The sequence below is a fragment of the Streptomyces aureocirculatus genome (assembly GCF_000720475.1).
Lineage (GTDB): Bacteria > Actinomycetota > Actinomycetes > Streptomycetales > Streptomycetaceae > Streptomyces > Streptomyces aureocirculatus.
Genome location: NZ_JOAP01000006.1, coordinates 36,523 through 54,180 on the forward strand (window position 1 = coordinate 36,523; position 17,658 = coordinate 54,180).

At 72.2% G+C, this 17,658-nt stretch carries 15 protein-coding genes; 12 read left to right on the forward strand and 3 right to left on the reverse strand.

Annotation, left to right across the window (positions count from 1 at the left end; all coding sequences use genetic code 11):
• The first annotated feature begins 31 nt into the window (after positions 1-31).
• The 4 genes from IG78_RS0107600 to nudC all read left to right on the forward strand — a co-directional run bounded on the left by IG78_RS0107600 (position 32) and on the right by nudC (position 7,020).
• Positions 32-727: a hypothetical protein gene (locus IG78_RS0107600; protein ID WP_030560613.1), complete on the forward strand. Its 696-nt coding sequence runs from the start codon at positions 32-34 to the stop codon at positions 725-727.
• Positions 728-823: 96 nt separating this feature from the next.
• On the forward strand, positions 824-4,432 hold the full coding sequence (locus tag IG78_RS0107605) for an ATP-dependent helicase (protein ID WP_225882259.1): 3,609 nt from the start codon (positions 824-826) through the stop codon (positions 4,430-4,432).
• Between the two features lie 10 nt (positions 4,433-4,442).
• The gene (locus tag IG78_RS0107610; RefSeq protein WP_225882258.1) at positions 4,443-5,918 is read left to right on the forward strand and encodes a dipeptidase; all 1,476 of its coding nucleotides are present in this window, start codon (positions 4,443-4,445) and stop codon (positions 5,916-5,918) included.
• Between the two features lie 154 nt (positions 5,919-6,072).
• Complete coding sequence (gene nudC, locus IG78_RS0107615; protein WP_030560616.1) at positions 6,073-7,020, forward strand: NAD(+) diphosphatase; 948 nt, start codon at positions 6,073-6,075, stop codon at positions 7,018-7,020.
• A gap of 42 nt (positions 7,021-7,062) precedes the next feature.
• On the opposite strand, the gene IG78_RS0107620 is transcribed toward nudC, so the two are convergent.
• Complete coding sequence (locus IG78_RS0107620; protein WP_030560617.1) at positions 7,063-7,320, reverse strand: mycoredoxin; 258 nt, start codon at positions 7,318-7,320, stop codon at positions 7,063-7,065.
• Between the two features lie 154 nt (positions 7,321-7,474).
• Here IG78_RS0107620 and IG78_RS0107625 point away from each other — a divergent pair, with 154 nt between their 5' ends.
• The 5 genes from IG78_RS0107625 to IG78_RS41785 all read left to right on the forward strand — a co-directional run bounded on the left by IG78_RS0107625 (position 7,475) and on the right by IG78_RS41785 (position 11,508).
• The gene (locus IG78_RS0107625) at positions 7,475-9,682 is read left to right on the forward strand and encodes an ATP-dependent DNA helicase UvrD2 (RefSeq protein WP_030560618.1); all 2,208 of its coding nucleotides are present in this window, start codon (positions 7,475-7,477) and stop codon (positions 9,680-9,682) included.
• Between the two features lie 164 nt (positions 9,683-9,846).
• Positions 9,847-10,197, forward strand: coding sequence for a hypothetical protein (locus IG78_RS49075; protein WP_030560619.1), 351 nt, complete (start codon positions 9,847-9,849; stop codon positions 10,195-10,197).
• A 166-nt stretch (positions 10,198-10,363) separates the two neighbouring features.
• On the forward strand, positions 10,364-10,732 hold the full coding sequence (locus IG78_RS0107635) for a WhiB family transcriptional regulator (RefSeq protein ID WP_030560620.1): 369 nt from the start codon (positions 10,364-10,366) through the stop codon (positions 10,730-10,732).
• The gene (locus IG78_RS0107640) at positions 10,729-11,052 is read left to right on the forward strand and encodes a hypothetical protein (protein ID WP_030560621.1); all 324 of its coding nucleotides are present in this window, start codon (positions 10,729-10,731) and stop codon (positions 11,050-11,052) included. Before IG78_RS0107635 ends, IG78_RS0107640 begins: the two co-directional genes overlap by 4 nt.
• Before the next feature lie 117 nt (positions 11,053-11,169).
• Positions 11,170-11,508 (forward strand): hypothetical protein, encoded by a 339-nt coding sequence (locus tag IG78_RS41785; RefSeq protein WP_037686594.1) that lies wholly within the window; start codon positions 11,170-11,172, stop codon positions 11,506-11,508.
• Positions 11,509-11,536: 28 nt separating this feature from the next.
• Here the strand turns inward: IG78_RS41785 and IG78_RS0107650 are convergent, their stop codons facing one another.
• Positions 11,537-12,889, reverse strand: a complete 1,353-nt coding sequence (locus IG78_RS0107650; protein WP_030560622.1) for an ABC1 kinase family protein — start codon at positions 12,887-12,889, stop codon at positions 11,537-11,539.
• A 41-nt stretch (positions 12,890-12,930) separates the two neighbouring features.
• Entirely contained in the window at positions 12,931-14,067 is a 1,137-nt protein-coding gene (locus IG78_RS0107655) for a ThiF family adenylyltransferase (RefSeq protein WP_037686592.1), read from the reverse strand.
• A 301-nt stretch (positions 14,068-14,368) separates the two neighbouring features.
• On the opposite strand from IG78_RS0107655, the gene IG78_RS0107660 reads away from it, so the two are divergent.
• From IG78_RS0107660 to IG78_RS0107670, 3 genes are all read left to right on the forward strand, one after another.
• Positions 14,369-14,965 (forward strand): M48 metallopeptidase family protein, encoded by a 597-nt coding sequence (locus IG78_RS0107660; RefSeq protein ID WP_078965670.1) that lies wholly within the window; start codon positions 14,369-14,371, stop codon positions 14,963-14,965.
• A gap of 163 nt (positions 14,966-15,128) precedes the next feature.
• Positions 15,129-16,955 (forward strand): TerD family protein, encoded by a 1,827-nt coding sequence (locus IG78_RS0107665; protein WP_030560625.1) that lies wholly within the window; start codon positions 15,129-15,131, stop codon positions 16,953-16,955.
• An 11-nt stretch (positions 16,956-16,966) separates the two neighbouring features.
• The gene (locus tag IG78_RS0107670; protein ID WP_030560626.1) at positions 16,967-17,647 is read left to right on the forward strand and encodes an AIM24 family protein; all 681 of its coding nucleotides are present in this window, start codon (positions 16,967-16,969) and stop codon (positions 17,645-17,647) included.
• The last annotated feature ends 11 nt before the right edge of the window (positions 17,648-17,658 follow it).

The window sequence follows — 17,658 nt, forward strand, 5'->3', positions numbered from 1 at the left end:
TCCTTGCACCCTTTTGAGGAGAAGCGCGTATATGGCAGCCAACCGGAAGCTCCTGGCAGTGGCCGTGGCCTGCACCGCCGTCGTCGGCATCGCCGGCTGCGGCGGCGACGACGGCGACAAGGACCCCTTCGAGGGCATGAGCGCCGACAAGATCGCTGACAAGGCTTCCGCGGCGTCCAAGGGCGCGGGCTCGTACCGGATGGTGGGCGAGTTCAAGGAAGAGGGCGGAAAGAACCGCATCGACCTGTCGGTCTCCGACGCCGGGGGCTGCAAGGGTTCGATGACGTCGGCCCGCAAGGGCAAGGCCGAGATCCTGGCTTCCGGGAAGGCCACCTACATCAAGGCGGGCGAGGACTTCTGGAAGGCGCAGACCGGCTCCTCCAGCGTCGGTGAGCTCGCCAAGGGGCGCTGGGTGAAGTCGACCGAGGGCAGCAGCCCCTGCGGCCAGAAGGACATGTTCAAGAACGACAACCTCAACAAACTGGAGCGCAAGGACGACGCCGAGGTCGACGGCACGAAGACCGCCGTGCTCACCAGGAAGAAGGGCAAGGAGACCACCACCTTCTACGTCGCCATGGAGGGCAAGCCGTACTTCCTGAAGGTCGACAACGAGAGCGGCGACGGACCCGGCACGGTGACCTTCAGCGACTACGGCAAGCCGGTCGACGTCAAGGCCCCGCCGGCCGACCAGGTCGTCGACCCGGCCAAGCTCGGCGCCCGCTCCTGACGCCCCCGCGGCCACCCCGCGTGCCCCGTCCCCGGCCCCCCGGGCCGACGACGGGGCACGCCCCGGTTGTCAGTGGCCGCCGCTAGCCTCTCTGACGTGTCTCCTCGCCTCACCGACCCCGGGCAGCTCAAAGAGCTCCTCGGCATCCCCTTCACCCCGGAGCAGACGGCCTGCATCACGGCGCCGCCCGCCCCGCAGGTGATCGTGGCCGGTGCGGGCTCGGGGAAGACGACGGTGATGGCCGCCCGTGTGGTGTGGCTCGTCGGCACCGGCCAGGTCGCCCCGGAGCAGGTCCTCGGCCTCACGTTCACGAACAAGGCGGCGGGTGAGCTCGCCGACCGCGTCCGCCAGGCGCTGATCAGGGCGGGCGTCACCGACCCCGACGCGGCGGACCCCGCCGACGCCCCCGGCGAGCCGGTCATCTCCACGTACCACGCGTTCGCTGGCCGCCTCCTCACCGACCACGGCCTGCGCATCGGCCTGGAGCCCACGTCCCGGCTCCTCGCCGACGCCACCCGCTTCCAGCTCGCCGCCCGCGTGCTGCGCGAGGCCCCGGGCCCGTATCCCGCCCTGACCCGTTCCTTCCCCGACCTCGTCAGCGACCTCCTCGCCCTCGACGGCGAGCTCGCCGAGCACCTGGTGGCCCCCGACCGGCTCCGGGCGTACGACACCGGCCTGCTGCGCACCCTGGCCGGCGCCAAGCTCACCAACGCCGACCTGCGCAGAGTCCCCGAGACGGCCGCCGCCAGGCTCCAGCTCGCCGAACTCGTCGACCGGTACCGCACGGCCAAGCGCGCCCGCGACCTCCTCGACTTCGGCGACCAGATCGCCCACTCCGCGACCCTCGCCCGCACCCGCGCGGACGTCGGCCGGATCCTGCGCGAGGAGTTCCGCGTCGTCCTGCTCGACGAGTATCAGGACACCTCGGTGGCCCAGCGCGTCCTCCTCGCCGGTCTTTTCGGCGGCGGCACCGGCCACCCCGTGACCGCCGTCGGCGACCCCTGCCAGGCGATCTACGGCTGGCGCGGCGCCTCCGTCGCCAACCTCGACGACTTCCCCGAGCACTTCGCCCACGCCGACGGCCGCCCCGCCACGCGATACGCCCTGAGCGAGAACCGCCGCAGCGGCGGCCGCCTCCTGGACCTCGCCAACAGCCTCGCGGAGCCGCTGCGGGCCCTGCACGCGGGCGTGGAGGCGCTGCGCCCCGCTCCGGGAGCCGAGCGCGACGGGACGGTGCGCTGCGCCCTGCTGCGCACCCACGGCGAGGAGATCGAGTGGATCGCCGACTCCCTCGCCCACCTCGTCGCCACCGGCACGGCCCCCGGAGAGATCGCCGTCCTGTGCCGCACCGCAGGCGACTTCGCCGAGATCCAGGGCGCCCTCGTCGCACGGGACGTCCCGGTCGAGGTCGTCGGCCTCTCCGGACTTCTGCACCTCCCCGAGGTCGCCGACCTCGTCGCCGTCTGCGAGGTGCTCCAGGACCCCGGCGCCAACGCCTCCCTGGTGCGCCTCCTCACCGGGCCGCGCTGGCGCATCGGCGCCCGCGACCTCGCCCTCCTGGGCCGCCGCGCCCGCCTGCTCGTACGCCACAGCCGCAGCGGGCCCGGCGCCCCCGGGACCCCTGAGGAAGCCGACCGGCGGCTCGCCGAGGCAGTGGAGGGCGTCGATCCGGCCGAGGTGACCTCGCTCGCGGACGCCCTTGACACGTTCCTGGAGACGCCGGTCGAGTCCTCCGAGGACGACGGTCTGCCGTTCTCGCCGGAGGCCCGGGTGCGGTTCGCGCGCCTCGCCGCCGAGCTGCGCGACCTGCGCCGCTCCCTGGCCGACCCGCTGATGGACGTCCTGCACCGCGTGCTCGCCGTCACCGGCCTCGAAGTCGAGCTGTCCGCGTCCCCGCACGCCCTGGCCGCACGCCGCCGCGAGACCCTGTCCAACTTCCTGGACGTCGCCGCGTCCTTCGCCGCCAACGAGCCCTCGGCCTCGCTGCTCGCCTTCCTCGGCTTCCTGCGCACCGCGGCGCAGTACGAGAAGGGCCTCGACAACGCCCTGCCCGGCGGCGAGAACACCGTCAAGGTCCTCACCGCCCACAAGTCCAAGGGCCTTGAATGGGACGTCGTCGCCGTGCCGGGCCTGGTCACCGGCACGTTCCCGAGCACGCAGGGCCGCGAGAAGTGGACGGCCCAGGCCAAGGTCGTCCCGCACGCCCTGCGCGGCGACGCCGACACGCTCCCCGACATCGGCGCCTGGGACGCCAAGGGCATGAAGGCCTTCCACGCCGACATGAAGGACCACCAGCACACCGAAGAGCTCCGCCTCGGGTACGTGACGTTCACCCGCCCCCGAAGCCTCCTGCTCGGCTCCGGGCACTGGTGGGGCCCCAGCCAGAAGAAGCCCCGCGGCCCGTCCGACTTCCTCCGGAAGCTGTACGACCACTGCGCCGCCGGGCACGGCGAGATCGAGGCCTGGGCGGACGAGCCGGAGGAGGACGAGGAGAACCCGGCGCTGCACGAGAAGACGGCCGACCACGCCTGGCCGCTCCCGCTCGACGCCGACTCACTGGCCCGCCGCCGGGCCGCCGCGGACACCGTGCTCGCCCATCTGAACCGGCCCGCGGCCGACGGCGCCCGCTCCCACGAGGAGGCCCACCCGGCCGCGGACGCTCCGCCGTACGACGACCCGGCCGAGCCCGCGGACCACGGGACGGCCGCGGAAGCCGCTGCGCCCCCGGAGGACGCGGACCCCACCGATCCCCTGGAGTGGGACTCCTGGTCGCAACAGCGCCCCGCACCGCCCCACCCCGCACACGGATCGGCCCTCTCCGAAGAGCCCCCGCGAGAGCCTCCGCGGAAAACAGCCCCGCACGCGCGCGTGCCGCACCAGGTCCCGCACCTGACTCCGGAGGAGACCCGCACCCTCTCCTCCTGGGACCGTGACCTGGACGCGCTCACCGGCGAGCTCCTACGGGCCCGCGAGAGCGTGCACGACGTTCCGCTGCCCGCCACGCTCACCGCCTCGCAGCTCCTGCACCTGGCCCGTGATCCGGACGGTTTCGCCCAGGACCTCGCGCGCCCCATGCCTCGCCCGCCGCAGCCCGCGGCCCGCCGCGGCACCCGCTTCCACGCCTGGATCGAGGCACGTTTCGAGGAGCTGCGGCTGCCCATGCTCGACCCGGACGAGCTGCCCGGCGGCGGCCCTGGGGAGGCGGAGATCGCCGACGAGCGCGACCTGGAAGCACTCAAGGAAGCCTTCGAACGCACCGAGTACGCCCACCGCACGCCCCACCGCGTCGAGCTGCCCTTCCAGCTCGCCATCGCGGGCCGCGTCATCCGCGGCCGGATGGACGCCGTCTACAAGGACGGCGACGGCGACGACACCACGTACGAGATCGTCGACTGGAAGACGGGCCACACCCAGAACGCCGACCCCCTCCAGCTCGCCGTCTACCGCCTGGCCTGGGCCGAGCAGCACGGCATCCCGCCGGAATCGGTGCGGGCGACGTTCCTCTACGTACGCAGTGGCGAGACCGTACGCCCCACGAACCTGCCGGGCCGTGCGGAGCTCGAGCGGATCCTGCTCGGCGGACGTGACGAGCACCACCCGTACGAGGGCTCCGGCGGCGTGGGGCCCGGCAGCAAGGGCCCCGTGGCGCCCGGCGGGCAGGAGGCCGGCCGGGCGACCGGCCGGACCGCTCCCACGGGCCGATAGGCTCGTGACCATGAGCAAGCCCGTCCCCAGCGCTGACAGTGCCGTCAACGCCGACCGTGCCGTTCGTGCCGCCGGCGACGTGAACGGCGCCGGTGCCGTCGGCGCCGTGCGCGCGTACATCGACGACCACCGCGCCGCGTTCCTCGACGACCTCGCCGAGTGGCTGCGCATCCCGTCCGTGTCGGCGCAGCCCGACCACGCCGCCGATGTGCGCCGCAGCGCCGACTGGCTCGCCGGGCGCCTCCTGGAGACCGGTTTCCCGACGGCGGAGGTGTGGGAGACCGCGGGCGCCCCCGCGGTCTTCGCCGAGTGGCCGTCCGGGGACCCGGACGCGCCCACCGTGCTGGTCTACGGCCACCACGACGTGCAGCCTGCCGCCCTGGAGGACGGTTGGGACACCGACCCCTTCGAGCCCGTCGTCCGCGGGAACCGCCTCTACGCGCGCGGGGCCGCCGACGACAAGGGCCAGGTCTTCTTCCACACCCTCGGAGTGCGCGCCCACCTCGCCGCCACCGGCCGCACCGCGCCCGCCGTGAACCTGAAGCTGCTCATCGAGGGCGAGGAGGAGTCCGGCTCCCCGAACTTCCGCGCGCTCGTCGAGCAGCGCAGGGAGCGCGTCGCCGCCGACGCGGTGATCGTCTCCGACACCGGCATGTGGTCCAAGGACACCCCCACGGTGTGCACGGGCATGCGCGGTCTCGCCGAGTGCGAGATCGAGCTGTTCGGTCCGGACCAGGACATCCACTCCGGCTCCTTCGGCGGTGCGGTGCCCAACCCGGCGACCGCGGCGGCCCGCCTCGTCGCGGCCCTGCACGACGAGCACGCGCGCGTGGCGGTGCCGGGCTTCTACGAAGGCATCGTGGAGCTGACCGAGCGTGAGCGGCAGCTCTTCGCCGAGCTGCCCTTCGACGAGGCCGAGTGGCTGCGTACGGCCAAGTCGCACGCCCCCTACGGAGAAGCCGGGCACACCACCCTCGAGCGCATCTGGGCCCGCCCCACCGCCGAGGTCAACGGCATCGGCGGCGGCTACCAGGGCGCGGGCGGCAAGACGATCATCCCGTCGAGCGCACTCCTGAAGCTGTCGTTCCGACTGGTCGCAGGGCAGGACCCGGACCGGGTCGAGAAGGCCGTCCGCGCGTGGGTCGCCGAGCAACTGCCCGCGGGGATCCGGCACACGATCACCTTCAGCGGGGCCACAAGGCCCTGTCTGACGCCCCTCGACCACCCGGCCCTGCAGTCCGTGGCCCGCGCCATGGGCCGCGCCTTCGAGCAGGACATCCGCTTCACGCGCGAGGGCGGCTCGGGTCCTGCGGCCGACCTCCAGGACGTCCTCGGGGCGCCGGTGCTCTTCCTCGGCATCTCCATCCCGTCGGACGGCTGGCACGCACCGAACGAGAAGGTCGAGCTCGACCTGCTCCTCAAGGGCGTCGAAACCAGCGCCTACCTGTGGGGCGACCTGGCATCGCACTGGGACGGCGCGCACTGAGTCCGGCACCGGCCGCCGTCACTCGCCCGTCGAAACCCGCCACCCGCCCGAGGCACCTCGCAGCCCGCCCGACGCACACCGAACAGCCCCGTCCGCCGCAGCACAGGACCCGCTCGCTGAACCACCCATTCCACCGGGGGAGTTGGAAGTACCAGTGACCACCTGGACCGATCGCGCCACTGACCGTCCCATCTCGCTCACCGTGCCCAGCGGCATCGACCGCGCGGCCCACCACCGCCTCGACGAGGCCTGGCTCGCGGCCGCGTGGAGCCACCCCTCGACACGGGTGTTCGTGGTCTCCGGCGGCCAGGTGCTCATCGACGAGACGCCCGACGGGCGCACCGAGCTCGTGATGACGCCGACGTTCGAGGCCCCCCTCACCGAAGCCCACCGCTACTTCCTGGGGACCGACGACGACGGCGTGAGCTATTTCGCGCTCCAGAAGGACTCGCTGCCCGGCCGCATGGACGCCTCCGCGCGGGCCGCGGGACTGCGGGAGGCGGGCCTGCTCCTGTCCCCGCGCGACGCGGGCCTGATGGTGCACGCCGTGGCCCTGGAGAACTGGCAGCGCATGCACCGCTTCTGCTCGCGCTGCGGCGAGCGCACCGTCATCGCGGCGGCGGGCCACATCCGCCGCTGCCAGGCCTGCGGCGGTGAGCACTACCCGCGCACCGACCCGGCCGTGATCATGCTGGTGACGGACGACGAGGACCGCGCGCTCCTCGGCCGCCAGGTCCACTGGCCCGAGGGCCGCTTCTCGACCCTCGCGGGCTTCGTCGAGCCCGGCGAGTCGATCGAGCAGTCCGTGCGCCGCGAGGTCTGGGAGGAGGCGGGCGTCACGGTCGGCGACGTGGAGTACGTCGCGAGCCAGCCCTGGCCGTTCCCGTCCAGCCTGATGCTGGGCTTCATGGCCCGCGCCACCTCGTCACAGATCAACGTCGACGGCGAGGAGATCCACGAGGCCCGCTGGTTCTCCCGGGACGACCTGCGGGCCGCGTTCGAGTCCGGGGAGATCCTGCCTCCCTACGGCATCTCGATCGCGGCCCGCCTCATCGAGCTCTGGTACGGGCAGCCCCTGCCGAAGCCCGGCACCGTCGGCTGACCCGCTCCCGCCGCGGCCCGCACCGGGCCGCGGCCAGGGTCGTCAGACCGCGAGCGCCTGCTTGACCTGGGCGAGGCTGGGGTTCGTCATGACGACCTCGTCGCCGCCCGTGGCGGGCACCACGCGGACCGTGGGAACCGTCTGGTTGCCGCCGTTCGCCTTCTCGACGAAAGCCGCGGACTCCGGGTCGTGCTCGATGTTGATCTCGTCGTACGCGATGCCCTCGCGGTCCATCTGGCTCTTCAGCCGACGGCAGTAGCCGCACCACGTGGTGCTGTACATCGTCACAGTGCCCGGCATGTCTCTCGTGCTCCTCTACGGCTCAGGGGGTGCGTCGTCGCACTGACTCAGAACGTACGGGACCCCGCCACCATTCCCGCATTAATACGACTGCGGGCGCCCGCCTGTGGACAACGCGGCTCACCCGCCCCGCTGGACCTGGCAGCATGGCGGGGTGACAGCAGCAACGCACTCCACCCTCTTCCCGCGGGTCCCGGACACCGCCGACGCGGTGCTCGACGGGCTCGACCCGGAGCAGCGCGAGGTCGCCACCGCCCTGCACGGACCGGTGTGCGTGCTCGCGGGCGCGGGTACGGGCAAGACCCGCGCCATCACCCACCGCATCGCCTATGGGGTGCGCGCGGGAATCCTCCAGCCCACCAGCGTGCTCGCCGTCACCTTCACCAACCGCGCGGCCGGGGAGATGCGCGGCCGCCTGCGCCAGCTCGGCGCCACCGGCGTCCAGGCACGCACGTTCCACTCCGCGGCCCTGCGTCAGCTCCAGTACTTCTGGCCCAAGGCCGTCGGCGGGCAACTGCCCCGCCTGGTGGAGCGCAAGATCCAACTGGTCGCGGAGGCCGCCGCGGCCTGCCGCATCCGCCTCGACCGGAACGAGCTGCGGGACGTCACCGGCGAGATCGAGTGGTCCAAGGTCACCCAGACCGTCCCCGCTGACTACGCCGCGGCGGCGGCCAAGGCCGGCCGCGACATCCCCCGCGCCGCCGCCGAGATCTCCCAGTTGTACGCGGCGTACGAGGACATCAAGCGCGACCGCACCGTCATCGACTTCGAGGACGTCCTGCTCCTGGCCGTCGGCATCCTCCAGGACCGCCACGACATCGCGGAGCAGGTCCGCTCGCAGTACCAGCACTTCGTGGTCGACGAGTACCAGGACGTGAGCCCGCTCCAGCAGCGCCTCCTGGAGCTGTGGCTCGGCGACCGCGACAGCCTGTGCGTCGTGGGCGACGCCAGCCAGACCATCTACTCCTTCACCGGCGCCACCCCCGACCACCTGCTGAACTTCCGCACCCACCACCCCGGCGCCACGGTCGTGAAGCTCGTCCGTGACTACCGCTCGACGCCCCAGGTCGTCCACCTCGCCAACGGCCTGCTCGCCCAGGCGCGCGGCCGCGCCGCCGACCACCGCCTCGCCCTGGTCTCCCAGCGCGACCCCGGCCCCGACCCGGTGTACACGGAGTACGCGGACGAGCCCGCCGAAGCCGAAGGCGCCGCCCGCCGCATCCGCGCCCTCCTGTCCGACGGCGTCCCGGCAAGCGACATGGCGGTCCTGTTCCGCACCAACTCGCAGTCGGAGATCTACGAACAGGCCCTCGCCGACGCAGGCATCCCCTACCAGCTACGCGGCGCCGAGCGCTTCTTCGAGCGCACCGAGGTCCGCGAGGCGGGCGCCGCCCTGCGCGGTGCCGCCCGGTTCGGCGGCAACGACGCCCTCCTGGACGACGTGGTCGACCTGCCCTCGCAGGTGCGGGCCGTCCTCTCCACCAAGGGCTGGACGACCACGCCGCCCGCGGGCTCCGGCGCGGTCCGGGACCGCTGGGAGTCCCTGGCCGCCCTGGTGCGCCTCGCCGAGGACTTCGCCGGTGCCAGTCCCGAGGCCACGCTCGCCGACCTCGTGGCCGAGCTGGACGAGCGCGCCGCCGCCCAGCACGCGCCCACCGTCCAGGGCGTCACCCTCGCCTCCCTGCACGCCGCCAAGGGCCTGGAGTGGGACGCCGTCTTCCTGGTCGGTCTGGCCGAGGGCATGATGCCGATCACGTACGCCAGGACCGATGAACAGGTCGAGGAGGAGCGCAGGCTCCTCTATGTCGGTGTGACCCGCGCCCGCGCCCACCTCTTCCTGTCCTGGGCCCTGTCCCGGTCCCCGGGAGGCAGGGCGGGCCGCCGCGCCAGCCGCTTCCTCGACGGCCTGCGCCCGGGCTCGGGCACGGCGGCGGGTGCGCGCACGGAGGGCGGCGCCGGAGGCATCGAGCGGGGCACCGGCGGCGTGAGCGACCGGGGTGCCGCCCGTGGCCACCGCCGCGGCGCCCGCTCCCCGGCCCGGTGCCGCGTTTGCGGCCGCACCCTCACCGAGGCGGGTGAGATGAAGCTCATGCGGTGCGAGGACTGCCCGTCGGACATGGACGAAGGGCTCTACGAACGGCTCATCGAGTGGCGGTCGGAACAGGCCCGGGCCCTCGGCCAGCCCCCGTTCTGCGTCTTCACGGACAAAACCTTGATCGCCATCGCGGAAGCCGTGCCCGAGGACGAGGGCGAGCTGGCCCGCATCCCCGGCGTCGGCGCGCGCAAGCTGAACCGGTTCGGAGCCGATGTCCTCTCCATGTGTGCAGGTCAGGAGCTTGCGACGGGCGGCCAAGCGAACTGATTCAAACTCGTCGAAAAAATAGTTTGCGCAGGCGCCAGCAATCCCCATAGGTTCTTAAGCACGGGAACGGCGGCTTCTCCGAAGCCCTGGTCCCGTGCTGTACTTGTCAGTCCGCAGGGTCGGCCCCGGCCGACCCCCTTAGACGCCGAGAGGAGGCGATTCCAGTGATCAGCAACAACGAGAGCTTCATCAGCACCGTGAAAATGACCGATCGCTCGGTCGTCGCTTCCTGCCTGCTCGGCCTCTCGGACCAGGGCACCGGTCTGTCCTTCGGCAACGCCGCTCTGTCTGTCGGCAATGCCGCCGTGCGCCCGGCGTCCGCCTCCCTGCCTGTCTCGGGTCTCCAGATCCGTGAGGGCAATGAGCGACCGACCAAGGCACCGGAAGCAGTGGCGACGGCACAGGCGCAGGTCTATGCCTTCGCGGCAGCCGGTGCCGGATTCCGGAAGCAGACGACGCAGCACCACACGATGTGGGCCTTCCGTGGGCTCGAACCCTGGAGTGATCCAGTCTGATCCTCGATCAGACCGGCGCCTTCAGGGCCGCGGAACCCCACCCGGGATCCGCGGCCCTTCTGTTTTCCCCGAAACGGGGAGACGGAGCGAAGGGGCCGAGCAAGACCCGGTACCAGCCGCCAACCGGCCGACCCGGCCGGCACGACCAGACGAGGAAAACACCACCGTGCAACTCGAAGCGCACGCCCCGTCCGTACCGCCTTCAGACACTCTCCCGCCGCCCGTTCCCACGGAGGACCCGACCTTGACTCCCCTCACGGCGCTCACCGCGCTCGACGACGCCATCGAGAACCTCGGCGTACCCGTCCCCTGCCGTGCCTACGACCCGGAGGTCTTCTTCGCCGAGTCGCCCGCGGACGTCGAGTACGCGAAGTCCCTCTGCCGTACCTGCCCGCTGATGGAGGCCTGCCTGGCCGGCGCCAAGGAGCGGCGTGAGCCGTGGGGCGTCTGGGGCGGCGAGCTGTTCGTCCAGGGCGTGGTCGTAGCCCGCAAGCGGCCGCGTGGCCGCCCGCGGAAGAACCCGGTCGTGGCATGAGTACCGCCGGAACGATCGATCGCCCCCTGACGCACGACCCCAAGAAGCAGGCCACGATGAAAGCACCAGCCAGCGAGCCCAGCCGCTCCGCGACCCCAGACTTCTTCACCACCGGCGTGACCGGCTCACGCCAGAACAGGACCCGCGAAATGCAACTCATCCCAGAAGCCCTGGCTCGTGCGCATATGCACGAACGCCTGCGTGAGGCCGACGAGCACCGTCCGGCCGCCCGCCTGATCGCGGCACGCCGCATGCAGCGCCGCGCGGAGCGCGCGTCCCTGCGTGCCCGGCGCGCGCTCGCCATGGCGGTCATGCAGTAACTCGCCGTGGCGGTCATGCAGTAACAGGAAACAGTCAGCGGGGGCCGGTCCGAACGGACCGGCCCCCGCGGTGCGTTGTGGCCACCGATACCCCGGTGGCAGGGATAAGGTCGCCGGGTGGACCAGCAGCCTCCTGAACCTGCGGACGCCGAGAACACCGAGAGCACTGCCCGCACTCGTGACAACACCGAGAGCAGCGCCAGCGCTCGTGACGCCGGGAGCAACGCCCGCCCCCGTGACGCCGAAAGCAGCACCGGCACTCGTGACACCGAGAGCAGCGCCCGCGCTCGTGGCACCGGGAGTGCCGTGTGCTCACGCTGCGGCGCGGTCGCCGACGGATGGCCCCCGACCTGGACCTGCTCCGTGGAGAACGGCGTCCGGCACTACTTCTGCGACGTCTGCGCCCGCGACAACATCCGCTCGATCGAGGGCCGGCTCGACTCCAGTTGGTGGTGAACCGGCCCCCTCGCGCGGGCACCCACCGTCACGCCTCGGCCGCCGCCTCCTCCGGCTCCTGCGCCACAAAACCCGGCAGCCACTCCTCCAGCTCGTCCCGCATCCGCACCGTCGCGCCGAGCTGACACAGGACACCGATGGTGCTGAGCGTCACCCGGTGGATCAGGAGGTACGAGGGCGGTAGGTTCAGCCGCTTGCCCAGTTGATGGGCGGGGGAGCGGGGGTCGGCGATACGGGCCGCCTGACTGCGCATCCAGCCGCGCGTGAAGGTGAACTCTTCCGCCACCGCCGGCTCGATGATCGGCAGCAGATAGTCCATGACGGCCTCCGGCTCCAGATCGACCGTCTCCTTGACGAAGCCCTCCGCGCACAACATGTCGTAGACCGCGTCCGCCTCACCCTCGACGGTCATCCGCAACGAATCGCCGATCGTCGACGGCAACCCGCCGGGCAACCGGTCCACCGTGCCGAAGTCCAGGACACCGAGCCGCCATTCGCCCTTCTCGCCGGGCAGCAGACGGAAGTTGCCCGGATGCGGGTCGGCGTGCAGCAGGCCGGTCCGGGCCGGGCCCGAGAAGAGGAAACGGGTCAGGAGCTGTCCCGCGCGGTCCCGCTGCTCCTGGGTCCCCTCCGTGATCACCTCGGACAGCGGCACCCCGTCGATCCACTCCGTCACCAGGATCTGCTCGCACTGATGCACCACGTCCGGCACCACCACGTCCGGGTCGTCCGCGAACTCCTCGGCGTGGGCCCGCTGGGCCTGCGCCTCCAGGGCGTAGTCCAGCTCCTCGGAGACCCGGTCGCGCAACTCGGTGATGAGCGGCTTGATGTCCATGCCCGGAATCAGTGGCCCGAGGACCCGGGCGAAGCGGCTCAACTGGCTCAGATCCGAAAGCAGTGCCTCGCCCGCGCCCGGATACTGGACCTTCACCGCGACATCGCGCCCGTCCCGCCACACCGCCCGGTGCACCTGGCCGATCGACGCGGCGGCCGCGGGCTTGTCCTCGAATTCCAGGAACTGCTCCCGCCAGTCCGTGCCAAGGTGCTCCTCCAGGACCCCGTGCACGGTGCGCGTCGGCATCGGCGGCGCGGCTTCCTGGAGTTTCGTGAGCGCCGCGCGGTAGGGCCCGGCGACCTCCTCCGGCAGGGCCGACTCGAAGACGGACAGCGCCTGCCCGAACTTCATGGCGCCGCCCTTCAACTCGCCGAGCACCTTGAACAACTGCTCCGCCGTGCGCTGTTGCAGTTCACGACCGACGATCTCCGCGGACTTGCCGCCGATCCGTTTGCCGAGCCCCCAGGTCGCGCGGCCGGCGAAGCCGAGTGGCAGCGCGGCCAGTTTGGCGGTACGGGTAACCGCCTTCCGGGGAAGATCAGACATGCGCCCCTCCAAAACCCAGACAGCCGCGCCCGTTCAGGCGGTTACCGGGCCATTGTCTCGTGCGGCTCTCGATCCACGGAGGTCTGCTCCCCCTTAACTTGCTCACTTGCCCCACAGGGGCACGACCGGTGGGCCCGCGTCCGCTGCCGACGCCAGTCGAAACCGGGCGTCGAGGCCTCCCAGCGCACGCCCGCCGGCGCCGGATCCGCTCCGTCCAGAAAGGCCAGGGCATGGGCGGCGGCAAGCCCGGCGACCGCCGTCGCGAGCGCCAGGTCACAGGCGGGCACCTGGCGGCGATGACCCGAACGCCACTGGGCCAGCATCCGAGGCCAGGCCGCGTCCTCGTCGGCGCGGGCAAGGGCGAGACAGCCGGCGCAGGCGGAGACACCTGGCAGGACCAGGGGGCCGACCACGCCTGTGCCCTCGATCACACCCGCGTACAGATGCGGCGTGCCCGCGGTGATCAGGGGCTCGGCCACCCCGGGGGCGGGGGCGAAGGCGTCCAGGCCGTCGCGCGGGGCGAGGACGACCAGCGACAGCGGGCGCTCACCGTCACCCCGGCCGCCGGGGTGACGCGGTGGGCGGCCCGGGGCCGCCTGCCGCACCACTGCTCTGGCCGCGGCGTCCCTGCGCTGACCGACGGACTCGGGCGGCAGTCCGCCCGGAGCGATGTCCCACGGCTCGACACAGCCGCCGTCCATCACATCGACCTGGCCGATGCCCGCACCGGACAGGACCGAGGCGACGACCGCCCCCACCCGGCCCGCGCCCTGCACACGCACTCGTGTGACGCGGCGTGCGGCCAGCTTGCGGATGCCCTGGTTCGGAGCCGGGGTGACGACCGACAGCGCGGCGAGGTCGGGGCGCAGCCGGTCCATCACTTCGGTGCGCGAGCGCAGGGCGTCGGCCGCCGGGCCGCCTCCCGTCGCGTCGTCCAGGAGTCCGGCCCGGGCGAGGCGGTGCAGGAGCCGGTCCACGTGGCCGTCCGGCAGACCCATCCGCTGTCCCTCCTCGCGAAGGAGGGGCAGCCCGCGGGTGCCGTCGAGGAGCGTGAGGAAACTGCCCGTCGCCGTGTCCACCGGGCCGAGGACCCGGGCGTGGGTCCGGGTCACGCCGAGCTGCACGGTGTTCAGATCGCGCCAGCCGCGACGCAGTGCGGGCTTGAGGATCGGATGCATGGTGGGTCCCCCGTTTTCGTGTCCCGGTCCGTGCTGGGCGGTGTCGCTCGGTGGCACTCGGTGTCGCTGGGTGCTGCTCGGTGTCGCTCGATGCCCCCACGGCACTGCTCAGCCGCTCGGACTCGATCGATGCCACTCGGTCCCGCTCGAATGCCAGAATGCCCGGCCGGGCCAGGACGTGCGTCCGGTTGTCCACAGGCGATGAGTACTTGTCGTACTAATCAAGCGCACGGGGAGTGGATCGCGACCGAACCGTCCCGTAGGCGGGACTTCCCCTACGCCCAGCGGGTAACGTCAAGGCGTGCCCGCCGACCCACTGCACCGCGCCGGAAGCCCGCAGCGCAGCGCGACCAGCCCGCCCACAGCACGCGCGGCGGCAGGCGCGGTCGAGGTGCGAAGGAGCGCCCGCCGCCGCAGAACGGTCTCGGCCTATCGGGAGGGCAACCGGACCGTTGTCCTCATCCCCGCCCGCATGTCCGAGGCGGAGGAGCAGCGCTGGGTGTCCGTCATGCTTGACAAGCTCGCGGCACAGGAAAGCAAACGGGTCCTTGGCGACAGCGAACTCGCGGAGCGGGCCGAGCGGCTGTCCGAGCAGTTCTTCGAGGCCCGGGCGCGGCCGACGTCCGTTCGCTGGGTCACGAACCAGAACACCAGATGGGGCTCGTGCACACCGTCGGAAGGCAGCATCCGGCTCTCGCACCGGCTGCAGGGCATGCCCGAGTACGTGGTGGACTACGTCCTGCTCCATGAGCTCGCGCACCTCCTGGTTCCCGGGCACGGGCCGCGTTTCTGGCGCCTCCTCGAGGCGTATCCGCGTACCGAGCGGGCCCGTGGCTACCTCGAAGGGGTGGCCGCCGCGGACCGGCTGCCGCATCTGCCCGCCGCCCGGGAGGAGTAGCGGTCACCCGGTGACGCGGCGTGGAAGCCACCCGTGTCGGGGAGCGGACACCACCCGGTGAAGGGGTTGTGTACCGGCTCTGTACCGACCTCGTCCGTCGTCGGACGGAGCGGTTAGCCTGGCGCGACGCATTCACATTCGGGATGGGGGACGGTCGTTACGTATGGCCAGGGAATTCCAACGCGGCCACAAGGCCAGGATCAGTGACCTCACCGCGGGGACCGATCTGTACGTAGGCGTGCACATCGCTGCCCCCGGGGTGACCTTCGACATCAGTTGCTTCGGTCTCGACGCGGACGAGCGGCTCTCGGACGACCGTTACTTCATCTTCTTCAACCAGCCGAAGTCTCCGGAGGAGTCGCTTCAGCTCCTGGGCGCCCAGGCCGGTGACACCGAGTCCTTCCGCGTCACCCTCGACCGGATCCCGCCGCGGATCCAGAAGCTGTCGTTCTCCGCGGCGATCGACGGCGCCGGGCAGATGTCGCAGATCAGCTCCGGGTACATCCGGCTCGTGGCCGGCGGCGAGGAAGTCGCCCGGTACTCGTTCACCGGATCGGAGTTCTCCACCGAGCGCGCCCTGATGCTCGGTGACTTCTATCTGAAGGACGTGTGGCGCTTCGCCGCCATCGGCCAGGGCTTCGACGGCGGCCTCGACGCGCTGATCAAGAACTTCGGCGGTGAGGTCGCCGAGGAGGAGCCCGCCGCCGCGCCGCCGCAGGCCGCCCCCGGCTTCGCCCCGCCCGCCGGTGCCACGGCCCCGCCCGCGTTCGCCGCGCCCGCGGCCCCCGCGACACCGAACCCGGCCCCCGCACCGGACCCCACCCCCGCGCCCGCCCAGCACTTCGCGCCCCCCGCGGGCGCCAACCCGCCACCCGCCCCGGCCCCCGACCCGTCGGTGCACGCCGCGCAGACCATCGTCGCGCCGCTGAACCAGCAGGGCGGCGCCGCGGTGCCCCCGCAGGCGCCGCCGTACGGCCAGCCGGGTGCGCAGCCCCAGGGCCAGCCGCACGGCCGGCCCGGACAACAGCCCCCGTTCGGCCAGGCCCCGCCGCCCCCCGGCTACGGCCGGCAGCCGTCCGCACCCCTGCCGCCCGGGTACGGCCAGCAGGCCGCCGCGTCGACCCCGCCCGGCTACGACCAACCGCAGCCGTCCGCCCCCCTGCCGCCCGGCTACGGCCAGCCGCCAGGAGCCCCGGGGCAGCCCTACGGCCAGCAGCCCGCGGCTCCGGCCCCGCCCGGCTACGGCCAGCAGCCCCAGGCGCAGATCCCCGGCCAGGCCCCGTTCGCCGCGGGTGCCGCCGGTGGGGTCCCGCAGGGCGCACCGCAGGGGGCCGGTGTGGCCGCCGCGCTCCAGAAGTACCGCGAGGCGGCGACCGGACAGCGCTGGACGCAGCAGAACGAGAAGCTGGTCCGCGTCGACCTCGGCGTCGGCGGCCACCCGGTCCTCGCCCGCCAGGGCAGCATGGTCCTGTACCAGGGCAAGGTCGAGTTCGGTTACAAGGGCGCGGGCTTCCAGGGCCGCGTCGTCGGCAACGCGACGGGCCAGGAGATGCAGCTCATGCGCTGCTCGGGCCGCGGCCAGGTCTTCCTCGCGGAAGAGGGCACGCACCTGCACCCCATCGAGCTCCAGGGGGACGCGATCTGTGTCTCCGCGGAGAACGTCCTCGCCTTCGACGAGACGCTGCAGCACGAGGTGCGCCGCATCGAGGGCCACGGGATTCCCGGTGGCGCGCTGTTCGTCATGCAGTTCCAGGGGACCGGCACGGTCGTGGTCAAGACCCACGGCATGCCCGTCGTGCTGCCGGTCACGCCGACGACCTTCGCGGACTGCCACGCCGTGGTCGCCTGGTCGGCGGCCGCACAGGCGATCGTGTCCAGCCAGGTCAGGCTGCGCGGCAACGCCTCCGCGGGCTCCACGGGGGAGAGCGTGAACCTCCAGTTCCGCGGCGCGCCCGGCAATTTCATCGTCGTCCAGCCGTTCGAGGTCTGAGGGAGCCCGTCATGAACCAGCAGCTCGCGGGCTTTGCCCCGGCAACCGTCGCCGCTCGTATGGAGAACCACGGCCACCACATGGTCAAGGTCGCCATGCAGACGGGGAACGACCTCCTCGCGCGCGTGGGATCGATGGTCGCCTACGAAGGCTTCGTGCAGTACGAGCCGAACCCGCCCGCCGTCCGGCAGATCGCCCGTGACTGGATCACCGGTGAGGGCGCCCCGCTGATGAAGTGCTCCGGAGACGGCCTGCTCTACCTCGCCGACTACGGAGCCGACGTCGTCGTCATCAACCTGGCGGGCGACTCGCTCTCGGTGAACGGCACCAACCTGCTCGCTTTCGACGCGGGCCTCCAGTGGGGCGTCGAGCGGGTCAAGGGCCTCGCCAAATTCGCAGGACAGGGCCTGTGGAACATCAAGGTTTCCGGCCAGGGCTGGGTGGCGCTCACCTCGCGCGGAACGCCAATCGTCGTCGACTGCGGCCGCGGCGAGGACGAGACGTACGTGGACCCGGACGCGCTGATCGCCTGGTCGCCGAACCTGAAGGTGAAGGGCAAGCGCAGCTTCAGGGCGGGCTCCCTGATCGGGCGCGGCAGCGGCGAGGCCTACCAGATGGGCTTCTCCGGAGAGGGCATCGTCGTCGTACAGCCCAGTGAGGACAGCACCGACCGCCTCCGGATCCGGAGCTGAGGGGGAGCAAC

What these genes read in the sequence shown, in the direction of transcription:
- IG78_RS0107600 (WP_030560613.1), top strand. Translation starts at nt 32, where the DNA reads ATGGCAGCCAACCGGAAGCTCCTGGCAGTGGCCGTGGCCTGCACCGCC.
- IG78_RS0107610 (WP_225882258.1), top strand. Translation starts at nt 4,443, where the DNA reads ATGAGCAAGCCCGTCCCCAGCGCTGACAGTGCCGTCAACGCCGACCGT.
- IG78_RS0107620 (WP_030560617.1), bottom strand. Translation starts at nt 7,320, where the DNA reads ATGCCGGGCACTGTGACGATGTACAGCACCACGTGGTGCGGCTACTGC.
- IG78_RS0107640 (WP_030560621.1), top strand. Translation starts at nt 10,729, where the DNA reads ATGAGTACCGCCGGAACGATCGATCGCCCCCTGACGCACGACCCCAAG.
- IG78_RS0107650 (WP_030560622.1), bottom strand. Translation starts at nt 12,889, where the DNA reads ATGTCTGATCTTCCCCGGAAGGCGGTTACCCGTACCGCCAAACTGGCC.
- IG78_RS0107655 (WP_037686592.1), bottom strand. Translation starts at nt 14,067, where the DNA reads ATGCATCCGATCCTCAAGCCCGCACTGCGTCGCGGCTGGCGCGATCTG.
- IG78_RS0107665 (WP_030560625.1), top strand. Translation starts at nt 15,129, where the DNA reads ATGGCCAGGGAATTCCAACGCGGCCACAAGGCCAGGATCAGTGACCTC.
- IG78_RS0107670 (WP_030560626.1), top strand. Translation starts at nt 16,967, where the DNA reads ATGAACCAGCAGCTCGCGGGCTTTGCCCCGGCAACCGTCGCCGCTCGT.